Below are 16,553 nucleotides of genomic sequence, written 5' to 3'. Positions count from 1 at the left end.
AATATAGTTGCCTTTTTCGTTTTACATAAAACGACATTGTCTTTCTCTACCGAGATAGAGGGTGGGTGACATAAGTCACTGCTGCTTATTTTATCAATAGCGAGAGTTTGGGCTGCCAGACTGTATTTGTCTTTGATATAAATAGACCATCGGTTGTTTTAATACCTTAGTAATAAAAATGGATTAATATCATTTTACAGCATGTGCGTGTAAAAATTATACATTTAATAGCAAGGGTTATACAGTATTATTAATAAATAAAAGGCAAGTCGCATGGCGTTATGAAATAGAGTAAGAGATTAGCTTGATGGTAACCGACAAAATAAAAATCCCCCCAGCCGATGAAGGTTGGGGGGATTAAAAGGTTCACTACATACACGGAACCTGGAGGGTATTAAGGCTAATTAGCGCAGCAGAGACAGTACGTTCTGTGGTACTTGGTTTGCCTGAGCCAGCACGGTGATACCGGCTGATTGCAGGATGTTTGCACGGCTCATGTTAGACACTTCAGAAGCGAAGTCGGCATCCAGAATACGTGAACGGGATTCAGTCAGGTTGTTCACTGTGCTGTTCAGGTTGCTGATAACAGAATCAAAACGGTTCTGCGAAGCACCCAGGCTGGAGCGCAGTTCGTCAACCATAGCCAGTGCGTCATCAACAGTCTGTAATTGTTTAGAAGTCATTGCATCTAACTGGCCTGCAGTTGGAGCGCCGCTAGTTGCGAAAGTTACTGAAGCAGGAACAACCGGTGGACCTACATCTTCAGGTGTGAATGTTGGTGTCAGTGTCACGGTTACTTCAGTACCATCAGCTTTTGCACCAGTAGCTACATAGAAGGCCTCACCAGCCTCATCTGTGTACATGCGGATCTCACCGCTACCACCGGCACCAAATGCTTTGGTGTTCATATCATCAAGTGCTGTTTGGTCTAACTTGACAGTTGAAGTACCGTCAGTCACATCCATACCAACAGAGACAACTGCACCACTTACAGCGGTAACATCGAATTTATCCATACCCAGTGTCTCGGCATTCATCTGGCTCAGTTTAATATCGATGGTTTGGCCATCGTTAGAACCGACCTGAATGCTCAACGTCTGCTCTTTGCTCAGTACTTTTACGCCGTTAAACTCGGTCTGTTCGGAGATACGGTTGATTTCCGCCAGACGTGCGTTGATTTCATCCTGAATGGATTGACGGTCAGATTCTGAGTTGGTGCCATTCTGCGCCTGCACACTCAAACGACGGATATTCTGCAAGTTATCGTTAACTTCGTTCAGAGCACCTTCAGTGGTCTGCGCAATGGAGATACCGTCATTGGCGTTACGTGAAGCCTGAGTCAGGCCGGTGATGTTCGCGGTGAAGCGGTTGCTGATTGCCTGACCAGCGGCATCATCTTTAGCGCTGTTAATACGAACACCTGAAGACAGACGCTCAATTGCAGTACCCAGTGCAGACTGAGATTTATTCAGGTTATTCTGCGCTACCAGGCTCAGGGAGTTGGTATTAATGACTTGTGCCATGAAATTTCTTCCTCATGTATTGATGGATAATAATGCAATCACTTTGCAATATGTAATGCGTATTTCGTTCGCATATTAAATACATCGGCATGAAAAAAATTCTCTAAATTAAATTTTATAAATTTTTTATTTTGAAAGTTGGGGTGAGAAAACTCTTATGCATGTTTTATGCAGTGAGTTAATCAATAACTAATTAAAAATTAATAGCTATCAATTGAAATGCATACAAGTTTGGCAGTAATTCCATCGCTAGAAGATATAAATAAAATAACCGGCGGTATAATCATCTTTTCTATTCACTGAAAAGAGAGAGAGAATGTTTTTATGTCGACATATAGTTGATGAAGCGGATGCAAAAAATTAAACTTTATAGCATTACAACCGATAGCTAATAGAGAAGAGTAATTAAAAACAGAATAAATTCTATATAGGAGAATTTAATGGCTTCCATATCATCATTAGGTATCGGTACGGGCGGTGTAGATACCGCCTCTATGCTGGAACAGATTAAAGCCGGCGAGCAGATGCGTCTGACGCCTTATACCAAGATGCAGACCAGCTATAAGGCTAAGATTTCGGCCTGGGGGCAAATCTCCAGCTCGCTGTCAGCATTACAAACTAGTGTAAAAAAGTTATCCGGCGATGCGTTTAATACCTTAACTGTGGGCAGTAACAAAGCCTTTACGGCTACGGCAACCAGCGAGGCTAACGCCGACAGCCATGTGGTGACCATTAACCAACTGGCCACGGCACATAAGCTAAAAACTGATGGGTTTGACAGTGCCGATACCATGCAAGGGGAGAAAAACGGCGGCACTCGCACTATCACCATCACGACTGGGGATGGTAAAACCACCAATGTTGAGCTGAAAGATGATGAAACCTCGCTCAACCAAATTGCCAAAGCCATTAATAAGCAGGATGGCGGTGTTGGTGCATCGGTACAGCGCACCGATGATGGTTATCAGTTGGTATTGACCTCGAAAAGCACCGGCTCTGATGGCGAAATGACGGTCAGTGTTGATGGTGACGAAAAACTGGGTAGCATGTTGAACACCCAGAATGGTGGTTTTGATGAGGATAATCCAGCCAGCAGTGGCGATGCGATGAAAATGGTGACCTCTGCTCAGGACGCGAAACTCAGCGTGGATGGCAGTGAATATACCCGCTCATCAAATAACATTACCGATATCATTACCGGCGTGACATTGGTACTGAAAGAGGTATCGGAAGAGGGCAAATCAGAGCAATTGACGCTCACCCGTGATACCTCGGCCATCAAGTCCAGCGTTAAAGACTTTGTGGAAAAGTACAATGCGCTGCTCAAGCTCACTTCCGCCGCCAGTAAGTATGTGCCGAATGAGACCTCTGGACTGACTGACTCCGATGTTGCCACCCAGAATGCCCAGAACGGCGCGCTGATGGGCGATTCTACCTTACGTGGCATGGTGAGTGAGTTCCGATCCGCAGTAAATGGTGTTTATGGTGACTCTGACGCCGATTATGGTTCGCTGGCGGATTTAGGGATCAAAATTGACGCAGCTACTGGGCAAATGACGCTCACTGAGTCGAAGCTGGATGAGGCTATTGCTGACAACCCTGACGGCATCGCCGATATGTTTATCGGTCGCGGTGAGAGCGAAGGGCTGGCCACCAAGCTGAGTAGCATGATCACTGATTATGCCGGTGATCCTGATAAAAAGACCGATGGGATCATTAAAACATCCACGGAGGGCCTGGATTCACAGGTCAAAATCATGGATGCCCAGATTGAAAAGACACAGAAGTTAATTGATGCCCAGGTTGAGCGCTATCGGGTGCAGTTCCAGAATCTGGACAGCACCATGTCAAAACTTAACAGCATGAGCAGCCAGCTGGTTTCGCTGTTGTCGACGATTTAACTGTTGAATTAATTTACTGGCAGGTGGCGCAGGCCCCTGCCTATTTACTGCGGAGGAAATATGTATTCAAGTCAGGGGCGTAACGCCTACGCTCGAATTGACCTGGAGAGTCAACTGGCGGGCGCATCACCGCATCAGCTAATTTCATTGTTACTTGATGGTGCGCTCAATGCCGTTTTACGGGCAAAGATTCATTTTGAAAACGGTAATGTGGCACGGCGTGGCGAGATGATTTCAAAAGCTATCAATATTATTGATAACGGGCTGAGAACATCATTAGATCATGAGATTGGCAAGGAGATTGCTCAGGATCTTGAGAGCTTATATGACTACATGTCACGGACTCTTCTGCAAGCCAACTTACATAACTCTGCCGCAGAACTCACCAGCATTAGTGAAATTTTGACGAACCTTTCTATCACCTGGAAAGAAATTGAACCTAAGGAAAACAGGTAAACTATGGATAATTCATTATCAGAAGATTACGAAAATATTTATGAGCTGAACTTGAACTTGCTGGAAATGGTCAGGCAAGGGAAATGGGAGGAGTTTATTGAGTTAGCTGAAATTTATATTGTGACACTGCATGATGTTATTGAACGTCAACCAGCAGATATGATGCAAGACGAGAAGAAAAGCCTCAAAATCATTTTAACCAATCTGTTGGAAAATGAAGGTGAGATCACCAAAACACTCAAAAATCGTCTTGATGTATTACAGAAAGAAATATCATCTTTACATCTTGGGAAAAAATGCAACAAGGCTTATTCATCACAATTCACCTCTGCCTTCCATTAATGCCAGGAGAGGCTATTTTCACAATGAAATAGCCTTTAACATTCTTTGATGCGTTGGACACTCCAGCGCCACCTCCGTTTTTATCACCCGCACTTCCCTCGGCAGGCTTTATATTATTTTGATGCTTTAAACCGCTTATTGATTAACGATAATTAATGGTCAGTTGATTATTAACGACATTCAGTGGTGGCAGAAGTTGCCCCTGACTTTCGACAGAGTAAATAAAGTAAAAAGGCCCGTGGGATGTGAGTATGCCGTCGACACTTTTTTGACCTGCTAATGAATCCAACAGGATGCAACTCTGTTGGCTACATAGCTTTATCCGTAGCCCCGGAGGGGGGGCAGAGAGCAGCTTAATGCGCCAGGTAATACGTTGCAGGGTGGCTGTTGGTGGCAGTTCCGGTTGTAAGGGGCGGCTGGCCAGAGTTTGCCCGCCGACACTGATGATACCGCCAGCACCATTACCACTCCATGAACCATTGGTGGCCGAAGCCACCAATGGAGAGCTAGTCACAGCAAGTAATATCAAAACGAACAGTTTCACTGCTTGCCTCCGATCACGAAGGACATCCGCACGGTGCGGTTGTTACTGATTTCCTGATTGGATATAACCGCCAACTGAGGAAACACCCGGCGCAGGAAACGCGATAGCATGAAACGCAAAGGTTGATTAACCAGCAGCACCAGTGGTGCACCGATAGCATCCTGCTGCAAAATGGCCTTTTCCGTTTGCTGCATAATATTCTCTGCAATACCGGGTTCAATGGCACTGCCGCTTTGGGTTGCCTGAATCAATAATCGTTCAAGATTAAGGTCGAGGCCAATTACCTGAATGTCTTCATTGCCGGGGAACCACTGCTGCGTGATGGCACGACCCAATCGGATACGGACTTGTGCGGTCAGCTCATCAGGATCAGTTTGTGTAGAATATTCAGCAAGAGTATCGATTATTGTTCTGATATCTCGGATTGAAATGCGTTCCGCCAGCAAGTTTTGCAATACTTTGTGGAAGGTTGTCAGCGAAATAACACCGGGAATCAGATCTTCGACCAATTTCGGCATATCTTTCGTCAAACGATCCAGTAATTGTTGTGTCTCCTGACGGCCAAACAGCTCATCGGTGTGCAGCGAGATCAAATGATTCAAATGTGTGGCAATAACCGAACTGGGATCAACCACGGTATAGCCCAGCGCCTGTGCCTGTTCGCGCAACACTTCATCAATCCAGACTGCAGGTAAACCAAAGGCCGGATCCTGGCACGGCGTGCCAGCCAGTTCACCTTCGGCGCAGCCTGGGTTGATTGCCATCCAGCGCTCAGGTTGTGTTTCTCCCCGACCAATTTCTACCCCTTTCAACAGGATACGATAATCAGTAGGAGCCAGATCCAGATTGTCACGAATATGCACCGGAGGAGGGAGGAAGCCCATTTCCTGCGCAAACTTCTTACGAATGCCGCGAATACGGGTCAACAACTGGCCTTTTTGCTCAGTATCGACCATAGGAATCAAGCGATAGCCAACTTCTAACCCCAACACATCTTCATGTTGAACATCAGACCAGGAGGCCTCAGTTGCCTGAGCCGCTTGCGCTTCCGCTTTTATAGCGCTTTTATCGTCTTTGTTTATGCCGCGTTTAGTGCCAGCAGAATCGGCCAAATTACGCCCGCGCATCCACCATGCCAGAGCCAATAGCCCGATAGTAAATAACAGGAAAACGAAGTTGGGCATACCCGGAATAATACCGAGCAGGCCAGTTACACCCGCCGCCAGTACCATAACCTGTGGGTTATTGAACAGCTGAGTCATCATCTGTTCACCGACATCCTGATCGGTGGCAACGCGTGTCACAATCACACCCGCAGCGGTGGAAATGATAAGCCCTGGAATCTGGGCGACCAGACCATCACCGATGGTTAACAGCGTGTAGGTTTCACCTGCTTCAGCAAACGACATGTCATGTTGCAAAATACCAATGAACAGGCCCCCGATGACGTTAATTGCCATAATCAGCAAGCCAGCGATAGCATCACCGCGCACAAACTTACTGGCACCGTCCATCGAGCCATAAAAATCGGCTTCCTGAGTCACGTCACTACGGCGGCGTTTAGCTTCTTCTTCGCCAATAATGCCCGCATTCAGATCGGCATCGATCGCCATCTGCTTGCCCGGCATCCCATCAAGGACAAAGCGCGCGCCAACTTCAGCAATACGCCCGGCCCCTTTGGTAATAACCATAAAGTTGATAATAACCAGAATGATAAAAACGATAATACCAATGGCAAAATTACCGCCAACCAAAAAATGGCCAAAGGCATCGATCACCTGACCGGCGGCACCAGCACCGGTGTGACCATGCATCAGAATAATACGGGTAGAGGCAATGTTTAGTGCCAAACGTAATAGTGTGGCAAATAGCAAAACGGTGGGAAATGCCGAGAATTCCAGCGTATTTTGCGTAAACATGGCAACCAATAATATCATCAGTGAAAGTACGATATTAAAGGTGAATAATAGGTCCAGAATAAACGGTGGCAACGGCAATATCATCATGGCCAAAATGGTCATGATTAATACCGGGCCTGCCAGTATTTGCCATTGCGTCTGTTTAAAATCCGGTAAACGTAATTTGGTGGCTAAATTTGCCATCACTCTTTACTCTCTTGTGCAAAATCCAGCGCAACAGGCACTGGAAGATTCTCAGGTTTTTTAGGAAGTATCCCGCTACCTTTTCGCCAGCGTTTTACGCTATACACCCAGGCCAGAACTTCGGCGACCGCGCCATATAACTCTGTCGGGATCTGTTCCCCTATCTCGCAATGGCGATAAAGAGCACGCGCCAGCGGAGGCGCTTCAAGCATGGGAATACCGTGCTTGAGACCTTCCTCTCTGATGCGCAATGCAATGTCTCCCGCACCTTTAGCCAGCATGGTGGGGGCGGCCATTCCGCCTTCTTTGTAACTCAGGGCGATGGAATAATGTGTCGGGTTATTGACGATGACATCTGCATTGGGAATATCGCTCATCATCCGTTGGCGTGCGGCTGAACGTTGCAGTTGTTTGATCCGTCCTTTTACGTGCGGATCCCCCTCTTGTTGTTTAAATTCATCACGTATTTCCTGACGGCTCATCCGCAATTTTTTAAGGTTGCTCATAATCTGGTAGAAAACGTCATAACCGACCAATGGAATAAGCGCCAAAATAACCACTAATAAACAGCCGGAAACTATCGCTCGTGTATCTTTCAGTGCAACGGTTACTGGCTCATAAATCAGCTGGATCATGTGTGCTTTATTACTCAAGATAAAAATGGCGCAAGCCGTTCCCACCAGAGTGACTTTCAAAACGCTTTTTAATAATTCAGAGACAACTTGTGTCGAAAACATGCGTTTGAATCCTGATAAAGGATTCAAACGCTTGAGATCTACTTTCAGAGACTTACCGCTTAAATTCAGCCCACCCAACAGCGCTGGTGAAGTGATCCCTGTGATGAATAATCCCAGTAATATGGGCAGTACCGCAAATAGCGCATTCTTAAATAATTCATAAATTCGCAACAGCATGGTATCGGTATCAAATACCAATAATCGGTCAAACATCAGCCCGTTATGGAGTAATAGGGCGAGCTTCCCAGCAACATGATTACCACCCACCAGAATCAGCAACCAACCGACCAACAGCATCAGGATTGAGGTTAGCTCTTTAGATCGTGGAATTTGCCCTTCTTCACGCGCTTTAGATAGCTTGTGGGGGGTGGGTTCTTCTGTTTTTTCTACATCACTTTCTTCGGACATGGGTTCTGCTAAACAAACTGTCGTGGGGGCTGGCTAACATGACGGGGGTGTTAAAACCCCAGCGTTTCGAGTAGATCATCAACCTGATCCTGGGTGGCCACAATGCCAGCACCGGATTGATTGATTTGAGGCCCATTTTTTAAGTTGTCTGGTTTTTCATCAAAAGGTGATGGTGTGCCGGGCATATTTTCAACCAGCACCTGGATGAGTTCATTTTCCACACTCTCGATCAGTTTCATCATGTTTTGAATAACTTGACCGGTGAGATCCTGGAAATCCTGAGCCATCATGATTTCCATGAGTTGCTCATTGGTTTTGCTGGCAATCTTAGGGGTATCACTGAGGAACTCACGGGTATCGGCTACCAGTTCACGCGCCATCGGCAACTCGATCGGGTTTTCAAACCAGGCATCCCAGCGCACAGTCAGACCATTCGCTTTATCGCTCAACTCATCTTGAAGCGGGCGGGCAATTTCTACGCAGGTTAAGGCACGATCCGCGGCCTGCGAAGTTTTTCCAACCACATAGCTCAAACGATCGCGGGCATCGGGAATAGCCTCTGCGACATCCATAATGGCGCGATCCAGGCCGAGATTAGCCATGCTGTCACGTAACAGGCGGGTAAGGTGACCAATGCGAGAGAAAATATCTTTAACACTTTCTTCTGAATGTTTGTTTGGTGTTGTATTCATAAATCACCATCCAAGTTTTTCAAATATTTTGTTTAACTTCTCTTCCAACGTGGCGGCGGTAAACGGCTTCACGACATAGCCATTTGCACCCGCTTGCGCCGCTGCGATGATGTTTTCCTTTTTCGCTTCAGCCGTCACCATCAGCACCGGCAGTGTTTTCAGGCTCTCATCCTTGCGGATTTCAGATAGCAATTGCAGGCCGTCCAGGTTAGGCATATTCCAGTCGCTTATGACGAAATCAAATTTTGAGGTGCGTAACTTGGTTAATGCATCCTGACCATCTTCAGCCTCATCGACATTCTTAAAACCGAGATCCTGCAGCAGGTTACGCACAATTCGGCGCATAGTGGCGAAATCATCGATAACCAAGAAGCGTATATTTTTATCTACCATATTTTTATCCTGTGAAAATGAAATACACCCAATAAAGGGTGCTTAATAAACGTAAAGAGGAATTGAGTTAAATTCTGCGGGCCTGACCGACAATGCTATTGAGTATGCGTTGGCTGATATCTTGCAGATCGACAATCTCGCAAGCAGCACCTAACGCGATAGCTTCACGCGGCATACCAAATACCACGCAGCTTTTCTCACTTTGGGCCAGAGTATGAGCACCTGCATTGCGCATATCTAATAGCCCTTTAGCACCATCACTGCCCATGCCAGTTAAAATAGCGCCGACAGCATTCTTTCCTGCGGATTTGGCGACAGATTTGAATAGCACATCGACCGCCGGACGGTGGCGGTTGACCGGGGGGGATTTATTCAGTTTTATATGATAATTCGCGCCACTGCGGATAAGCTCCATATGCAGATCACCGGGTGCGATATAAGCATGTCCAGGTAATACGCGATCATTATCTTCGGCCTCTTTGACTGCGATTTGGCAAAGACTGTTGAGGCGATCAGCGAAAGAACGCGTAAATCCTGGTGGCATATGTTGCGTGATGACAATGCCCGGACTGGTCAGTGGCATTGGAATTAAAACTTGCCGCAAAGCCTCGGTTCCTCCGGTAGAAGAACCAATGGCAATGATTTTTTCACTGCCAACCAGTGGGCTGGTGAGCGTTTTGGGGGCGACAGCCAGTTTATCGCCACGTTTCACCTGTACCTTTGAAGCCATACGGATTTTTTCTGCAATAACTTCAACATATTGCATCATTCCGTCTTTAAGGCCCATTTGCGGTTTAGTGACAAAATCGACCGCACCCAACTCCAGAGCACTCAGTGTTATCTCCGACCCTTTGCCGGTCAGCGAAGAGATCATAATGACCGGCATAGGGCGAAGACGCATCAGACGTTCCAGAAAATCCAGACCATCCATACGCGGCATTTCTACATCCAGCGTCAATACGTCAGGGTTGTATAGCTTGATCAAATCCCTGGCAATAATCGGGTCGGGTGCAGTTGCTACCATTTCCATATCAGGCTGATGGTTAACAATATCGCTCATGATGCTGCGTATTAGCGCAGAATCGTCAACACAGAGTACTCTTATCTTTTTCATAATATCTCTTGAGCCAGGTGATAAACCGATTGACCACGCAGACGGAACGGCCCATTCATATTGCTAAAATGTTCAGAATGTCCGGCGAATAGAATGCCTCCCGGTTTCAGCATTCTGGCAAAGCGTTGCATCAGTTTTTCTTGCGTTTTTTGATCAAAATAAATCATGACATTTCGGCAGAAAATGGCGTCAAAAGGGGCAGGCACGTCCCAATTTGCGTCAAGTAAATTGAGCTGCTGATAGCGAATACTCGACAGCAGTTCTTTCCTGACTTTCACCAGATTTTCTTGTGCGCCTGTTCCACGCATGAAATATTGCCTTTTTTGCTCTGGGGTCAGGCTATCAAGGTCAGATAAGCGGTAAACGGCATTATTAGCTTTTTCTAAAACCTCAGTGTCTATATCTGTTGCCCATACTCTTGGGCCTGCAATGCTACGACCTAGTGTTTCATCCAATGTCATGGCAATAGAACATGCCTCTTCCCCGGTGGAGGCAGCAGTACACCATACGGTGTAATTTCCTGTTCTGGTGCTGGCATGTTCAGCCAGAATCGGGAAGTGATATGACTCCCGAAAAAATGATGTCAGATTTGTAGTGAGTGCATTAATAAAAGACTGCCACTCATGACTATTTTGATTTAACTCAAGTTGCTTCACATAATCAGTGAAACTGGTGAGCTTAAGATCTCGTAATCGCCGGGAAAGGCGGTTATAAACCATGTCGCGTTTCTGTTCAGTTAATACGATTCCCGCGCGTTGATATATTAACTCGCTGATCTTTTGTAAATCTCTATCAGAAAGTTCTGCCTGAATACGCAATTTTTGATTACTCGATTTTGAATTTCGCAAATGTCACTGATACAAGCTATCCTTGCGACATGTAACATTGATAATTCTTGCCAATCTGTAGCTTGAGGTGTTTATTATTAAACGATGTATTAAAGAAGTTATACGGACATATTCATGACATCCTGATATGCACTGACTAATTTATTACGTACCTGAACCCCGAGATTTAACGCCAGAGATGATTTTTGCAATGAGACCATGACGTCATTAAGCCCAATATCGGTGGCACCTGTCATATAATCTTGTGATTGAGTTTTAGCTTGTGTTTGCATAGCGTTAATACTGTTAACACTATTAAATAATATGTCAGAAAATTGTAATGGCTTTTCGACGTTTTGACGATCTGAAATTAATGGGGATCTTTGGGGGGCGGAAGTTTGCTGAGCCTGAAAATCAATTTGCTCCAGGACTCCCCTTATCGCTTGAATAGACATCAGTATTTCCTTTATATCGGCATGATTAATATTTTGCCGAACTTGATATTTAATAATCGCTATTTAATAACTGTAGCCTAACATGACATTTTACAAATAAAATAATCCGATAAGCTGACAGAAGTTTCAGCTTATCGGTACTTAAAAAAAACTCAATTAGAAGATAATACGCGACTGGAATTCTGTCTGTGTATTTACCGCTTCGTTTCTCATCCCCGTAAACCGGAGTGCTGATTCGCAATAATACGCCTACATTGCGTCATTTATATTTTCTACAGGACTACGGCATGAATGCCACGACAAACGATATCAGAAACAAAAATACAGCTAATTTAATGGCAGCATTAGAACGTATTCGTTCTAGTCCTAAAATTGTTTTACTCATCTGCGGTTCAGTGGCTATAACGCTTATTATCTCGCTATTATTTTGGGCTAAATCACCAGACTATCGGGTCTTGTACAGCAATATAACTGATCAGGATGGCGGAGCCATCGTTGCACAATTGGCACAAATGAACGTGCCTTATCGTTTTGATGATCGGGGTGGTGCCATTATGGTCCCGGCCGATAACGTTTATGAAGCACGCCTTAAACTGGCTCAACTCGGGTTACCTAAAGGGGGGGCTGTTGGTTTTGAATTATTAGATCAGGAAAAATTTGGCATTAGCCAATTTAGCGAACAGGTTAATTTCCAACGCGCGTTGGAAGGCGAGCTGTCTCGCACCATTGAAACTCTGGGGCCAGTGACCAGTGCGCGTGTGCATTTGGCGATACCTAAGCCTTCAATGTTTGTCCGCGAGCAGAAGCAGCCCTCTGCATCCGTTACCGTCAACATGAATAGCGGGCGTACGCTGGAAAGCGGACAAGTCAGCGCTATCACATATCTTATCGCCAGTGCAGTACCAGGGTTAAATGCCGATGATGTCACGATTGTGGATCAAAATGGCCGCCTGCTAACCCAACGGGGTGGTCAGGCTATTCAAACCTCACAGCTTAAGTTTACCAGTGAAGTTGAAGCAGATTTCCAGCAGCGAATCCAATCGATCCTTGCGCCAATTGTTGGGCGTAATAACGTTAAAGCACAGGTTACGGCACAACTTGATTTTACCCTCCATGAGCAAACTGCTGAACAATTCCAGCCTAATACTGCACCGGATCGAATGTCGATCCGCAGCCGTCAGTCCAGTGATTCAGAGCAGGGCAGTAAGAATGGAGTAGGTGGAGTACCAGGCGCATTGAGCAATCAGCCTCCAGTGCCTGCGACAGCGCCCATTACTCAACCTCCAGCCACGACGCCAGCGACTGCCGGGGCAACACCGGCAACACCTGGAGCAACAGGAACAAATGCTGCCGGAACTGCGGCAACGCCAACGCCGTTCAATAATCGTCGAGATAACACCACCAATTATGAATTGGATAGAACGCTAACTCATATCAAGCGCAGTACTGGCAGTATCGAGCGGCTCTCCGTCGCGGTAGTTATCAACTATCTGCCAGCAGCCGAGGGGCAACCGGCTGCGTTACCTAAAGAGCAGATGGAACAAATCAACGCGCTGGTTAAAGAAGCGATCGGCTTCTCCGCTACTCGTGGTGACACGCTCAATATCGTGAATTCTCCTTTCAGTACCGTGGAAGAAGAGGCCGCACCACCATTCTGGAAACAAGATGGGTTCATCAATTTGCTGATGGCGGCAGGCCGTTATCTGTTGGTGGCCATAGTTGCATGGTTCCTCTGGCGTAAGGCGATTCAACCTGCCTGGTTGAGAAATCAGGAACTGATTCTGGCCCGACTGGAGTTAGAGAAAGAAGCCCGTCAGGCCGAACTGGATGCCAGCAAACGTAAAGCTGAAAGTGGTGCAAGAGCCAAAGCTGAGCAGCGCGTCGAAGCTGAACTTAATACGCAGAATCTGCGAGAACTGGCGGAGCAGGAACCACGGGTTATTGCTCTGGTCATTCGCCAGTGGATGAATAAGGACCTGAAGTAATCATGAATGCCTCTGAGAAAAGTGCGATTGTCATGTTGACACTCGGTGATGGGCTGGCTGCTGAGGTGTTCAAACACCTCAATACCCACGAGGTCAAACAAATTAGTGCCGCGATGGTCAATATGGGGGGGTTTACCCATGAGCAGCTTGCCACTGTGCTTAAAGAGTTCCAGCGTGACTCCAGTGAATATGCTGCGCTGAGTGTGAATACCAATGACTATCTGCGCAGTGTTCTGGTGAAAGCGCTGGGTGAAGAGCGGGCCTCAAGTTTGCTGGAAGACTTACTGGATACGCAAAATGGCGCGAATGGTATTGAGACACTGAATTTTATGGAGCCTCAGGCCGCATTCGATCTTATCCGCGACGAACATCCGCAAATTATTGCCACTATCCTTGTCCACTTGAAACGTGGGCAAGCTGCTGATGTCCTGAGTAAATTTGATGATCGCGAACGTAATGACATCATGCTGCGTATCGCCACCTTTGGTGGGGTGCAGCCAGCAGCACTACAAGAGCTGACCGAAGTGCTGAGCTCTCTATTGCACGGGCAGAACCTGAAACGCAGCAAAATGGGTGGGGTACGTCCGGCGGCAGAAATTCTCAACCTGATGAAAACACAACAGGAAGAGGCAGCAATTGAGGCAGTGCGCGAGTTTGACCAGGAACTGGCACAGAAAATCATTGATGAAATGTTCTTGTTCGAAAATCTGGTCGAAATTGAAGACCGCAGTATCCAGCGCATTCTGCAGGAAATCGAAAATGAATCACTCATCATTGCTCTTAAAGGGGCTGAAGCACCATTGCGCGATAAGTTCTTCCGCAATATGTCGCGACGTCAGGCCGATATCATGATGGAAGATCTTAGCTCTCGCGGCCCGGTACGTATGTCTCAGGTAGAAGCTGAGCAGAAGAGTATCCTGTTGATTGTTAGACGTTTAGCCGAGTCGGGCGAAGTGGTTATTGGGGGAAGCGACGATGCCTATGTTTGATCGTGACCAAAAACTCGATTGGCAGGATTGGCAGCCTCAGAATCTACTGGATGATTTCGCCCAGCCTGAACACGAGATTGTCGAATCCTCAGGAGCCTATCAGTCTGATGAATTGCTACAGGCCGAGTTATCGCGCCTGCGTCAGCAAGCAGAACAAAAAGGGTTCGCCCAAGGTCAGACTCGCGGCGTCGAAGAAGGAAAAAAACAGGGTTATGAGGCAGGGTTTAGCCAAGGGCAAAAGGAAGGTTTCGAACAGGGACTTACAGAAGCTAATGATCAACAGCGCGAGACAGGTGAGCGTTTCTCTCAGTTGCTGGAAGAATTTAGCGTCGCATTGGATAACCTCGACAGTGTGATTCCATCCCGTTTAGTGCAGCTATCCCTGACCGCAGCCCGTTCTATTCTGGGCCGGAACATTGTTTGTGATAACGCGGTATTGCTGGAGAAAATTCAGCAATTGCTGCAAGAAGAAACACTATTTAAAGAAAATGCGCAGTTATGGGTCAATCCGGCTGACATTGAAATAGTTGAACAGAATGTCGGTAAGTCGTTGGAATCATTGGGATGGGAACTGCGCGAAGATGCACAGATTTTACCCGGTGGTTGCCGCATAACTTCGGCGGAAGGTGAATTTGATGCCACGATAACCTCGCGCTGGCAAGCATTATGCGAGCTTGGGCGCGAGGATTACCCAACATGACGATGCGCCTGAAAAATTGGTTGGAAGTAATTGATAGAAAAGAGAAATTAATCAGTTCGCTGCCCCCCTTTCAACAGTATGGCAAGTTAACTCGTGCCACCGGGTTGGTGATGGAAGCCGTTGGGTTAAAACTGCCTATCGGCACGCTCTGTATTGTCGAGCGACATACCGGTCATGGTGTTGATAAAGTTGAAAGTGAAGTTGTTGGTTTTAATGGCGAAATTCTCTATTTGATGCCACTCGAAAATGTCGACGGCATTTTGCCGGGAGCGCGAGTTTATGCGCTGGGGAGTGGGGCCGATATCGTCAAAGGTAAGCAGCTCCCGCTAGGACTGGAGCTTTTAGGTCGGGTATTGGACGCCAGTGCGCGGCCACTTGATGGGTTGCCTCCGCCAGGTTGCGTCAAGCATGCGCCGTTGTTTACCCCGCCAGTCAATCCTTTATTACGTGACCCCATTAAGCATGTATTGGATGTTGGTGTCAGAGCCATCAACGGCCTGTTAACGGTAGGGCGGGGCCAACGTATGGGGCTGTTTGCTGGCTCCGGCGTGGGTAAAAGTGTGCTGCTGGGCATGATGGCGCGTTATACCAAAGCTGATGTCATTGTGGTCGGGCTGATTGGTGAACGTGGTCGAGAAGTTAAAGATTTTATCGAGAATATTTTGGGCGAAGAGGGGCGTAGCCGCTCGGTGGTTATTGCCGCACCCGCTGATGTCTCACCGATATTGCGTATGCAGGGAGCGGTATACGCTACCCGTATTGCAGAGGATTTCCGCGATCAGGGCATGGATGTGCTGCTCATCATGGATTCACTAACGCGTTATGCGATGGCCCAGCGTGAAATCGCTCTGGCCATCGGTGAGCCGCCCGCAACCAAAGGCTATCCGCCGTCGGTATTTGCAAAATTGCCCGCGCTGGTGGAGCGTGCGGGTAATGGCGTTAAAGAGGGGGGATCGATCACGGCATTTTATACCGTGCTAACCGAAGGTGACGATCAACAAGACCCGATTGCTGATTCCGCCCGAGCCATTCTTGATGGACACATTGTTCTGTCGCGGCGGCTGGCAGAATCTGGACATTATCCGGCAATTGATATTGAAGCATCCATTAGCCGGGCTATGACGGAGTTGATTGACCAAGTCCATTACAAGAAAGTTCAGACGTTCAAACAGTTACTTTCAACTTATCAGCGCAATCGTGATCTCGTCAGTGTTGGCGCATACGCAGCTGGTACAGACCCTCTGCTGGATAAAGCCATCCGTTTATATCCCGATATGGAGGCATATTTACAGCAAGCTATTTATGAGAGCAGTAGTTATGAAGAGGCCAGCGAGCGTCTTTCTCAAATCTTTTCTGACATACCTAAAAGTAATATGAGTAATTAA

16 protein-coding genes are annotated in these 16,553 nt (G+C 46.9%); 7 read left to right on the top strand and 9 right to left on the bottom strand.

The features are described from left to right. Window positions 1–404: 404 nt before the first annotated feature. Window positions 405–1,523, bottom strand: a complete 1,119-nt coding sequence (locus tag FTB31_RS14410; RefSeq protein ID WP_077174437.1) for a FliC/FljB family flagellin — start codon at window positions 1,521–1,523, stop codon at window positions 405–407. Window positions 1,524–1,963: 440 nt separating this feature from the next. Between FTB31_RS14410 and fliD the strand changes: the two genes are divergently transcribed. Genes fliD through FTB31_RS14395 form a run of 3 tightly spaced genes read left to right on the top strand, consistent with a single transcriptional unit; the run spans window position 1,964 to window position 4,222 of the window. After that, complete coding sequence (gene fliD, locus FTB31_RS14405) at window positions 1,964–3,424, top strand: flagellar filament capping protein FliD (RefSeq protein ID WP_227731498.1); 1,461 nt, start codon at window positions 1,964–1,966, stop codon at window positions 3,422–3,424. Between the two features lie 60 nt (window positions 3,425–3,484). Next, window positions 3,485–3,880, top strand: coding sequence for a flagellar export chaperone FliS (fliS, locus tag FTB31_RS14400; RefSeq protein WP_076707244.1), 396 nt, complete (start codon window positions 3,485–3,487; stop codon window positions 3,878–3,880). Window positions 3,881–3,883: 3 nt separating this feature from the next. Then, complete coding sequence (locus tag FTB31_RS14395; RefSeq protein WP_227719314.1) at window positions 3,884–4,222, top strand: flagellar protein FliT; 339 nt, start codon at window positions 3,884–3,886, stop codon at window positions 4,220–4,222. A gap of 142 nt (window positions 4,223–4,364) precedes the next feature. Here the strand turns inward: FTB31_RS14395 and FTB31_RS14390 are convergent, their stop codons facing one another. The 8 genes from FTB31_RS14390 to fliE form a co-directional block, all read right to left on the bottom strand. Next, window positions 4,365–4,766, bottom strand: coding sequence for a flagellar protein FlhE (locus tag FTB31_RS14390; RefSeq protein ID WP_227721732.1), 402 nt, complete (start codon window positions 4,764–4,766; stop codon window positions 4,365–4,367). Then, window positions 4,763–6,868 carry a flagellar biosynthesis protein FlhA gene (gene flhA, locus FTB31_RS14385; RefSeq protein WP_076707246.1) on the bottom strand — a complete coding sequence of 702 codons (2,106 nt, stop codon included), beginning with the start codon at window positions 6,866–6,868 and terminating at the stop codon, window positions 4,763–4,765. The genes FTB31_RS14390 and flhA overlap by 4 nt, the downstream gene beginning before the upstream one ends. After that, a complete protein-coding gene (flhB, locus tag FTB31_RS14380) occupies window positions 6,868–8,013 on the bottom strand; it encodes a flagellar biosynthesis protein FlhB (RefSeq protein ID WP_076707247.1) in 1,146 nt (381 codons plus the stop codon). Before flhB ends, flhA begins: the two co-directional genes overlap by 1 nt. Window positions 8,014–8,063: 50 nt before the next feature. Beyond that, window positions 8,064–8,705, bottom strand: a complete 642-nt coding sequence (gene cheZ, locus FTB31_RS14375) for a protein phosphatase CheZ (protein ID WP_077174435.1) — start codon at window positions 8,703–8,705, stop codon at window positions 8,064–8,066. A 3-nt stretch (window positions 8,706–8,708) separates the two neighbouring features. Further along, on the bottom strand, window positions 8,709–9,098 hold the full coding sequence (gene cheY / locus FTB31_RS14370) for a chemotaxis response regulator CheY (protein ID WP_076707249.1): 390 nt from the start codon (window positions 9,096–9,098) through the stop codon (window positions 8,709–8,711). Between the two features lie 67 nt (window positions 9,099–9,165). Next, window positions 9,166–10,212 (bottom strand): protein-glutamate methylesterase/protein-glutamine glutaminase, encoded by a 1,047-nt coding sequence (locus tag FTB31_RS14365; protein WP_077174434.1) that lies wholly within the window; start codon window positions 10,210–10,212, stop codon window positions 9,166–9,168. Further along, window positions 10,209–11,060: a CheR family methyltransferase gene (locus FTB31_RS14360; RefSeq protein WP_077174433.1), complete on the bottom strand. Its 852-nt coding sequence runs from the start codon at window positions 11,058–11,060 to the stop codon at window positions 10,209–10,211. Before FTB31_RS14360 ends, FTB31_RS14365 begins: the two co-directional genes overlap by 4 nt. 98 nt (window positions 11,061–11,158) lie before the next feature. Beyond that, complete coding sequence (gene fliE, locus FTB31_RS14355) at window positions 11,159–11,494, bottom strand: flagellar hook-basal body complex protein FliE (protein ID WP_076707252.1); 336 nt, start codon at window positions 11,492–11,494, stop codon at window positions 11,159–11,161. A gap of 287 nt (window positions 11,495–11,781) precedes the next feature. On the opposite strand from fliE, the gene fliF reads away from it, so the two are divergent. Genes fliF through fliI form a run of 4 tightly spaced genes read left to right on the top strand, consistent with a single transcriptional unit; the run spans window position 11,782 to window position 16,553 of the window. Beyond that, window positions 11,782–13,479 (top strand): flagellar basal-body MS-ring/collar protein FliF, encoded by a 1,698-nt coding sequence (fliF, locus tag FTB31_RS14350; protein ID WP_227721731.1) that lies wholly within the window; start codon window positions 11,782–11,784, stop codon window positions 13,477–13,479. A 2-nt stretch (window positions 13,480–13,481) separates the two neighbouring features. Further along, on the top strand, window positions 13,482–14,468 hold the full coding sequence (fliG, locus tag FTB31_RS14345) for a flagellar motor switch protein FliG (RefSeq protein ID WP_076707254.1): 987 nt from the start codon (window positions 13,482–13,484) through the stop codon (window positions 14,466–14,468). Beyond that, on the top strand, window positions 14,455–15,168 hold the full coding sequence (locus FTB31_RS14340) for a flagellar assembly protein FliH (protein WP_227721730.1): 714 nt from the start codon (window positions 14,455–14,457) through the stop codon (window positions 15,166–15,168). The genes fliG and FTB31_RS14340 overlap by 14 nt, the downstream gene beginning before the upstream one ends. Further along, on the top strand, window positions 15,165–16,553 hold the full coding sequence (fliI, locus tag FTB31_RS14335) for a flagellar protein export ATPase FliI (protein ID WP_077174431.1): 1,389 nt from the start codon (window positions 15,165–15,167) through the stop codon (window positions 16,551–16,553). Before FTB31_RS14340 ends, fliI begins: the two co-directional genes overlap by 4 nt.

The sequence above is a fragment of the Yersinia proxima genome (assembly GCF_902170785.1).
Taxonomy (GTDB): domain Bacteria; phylum Pseudomonadota; class Gammaproteobacteria; order Enterobacterales; family Enterobacteriaceae; genus Yersinia; species Yersinia proxima.
The sequence above is the reverse complement of the archived record's forward strand: the minus strand, read 5'-3'. Positions and strand labels throughout refer to the sequence as shown.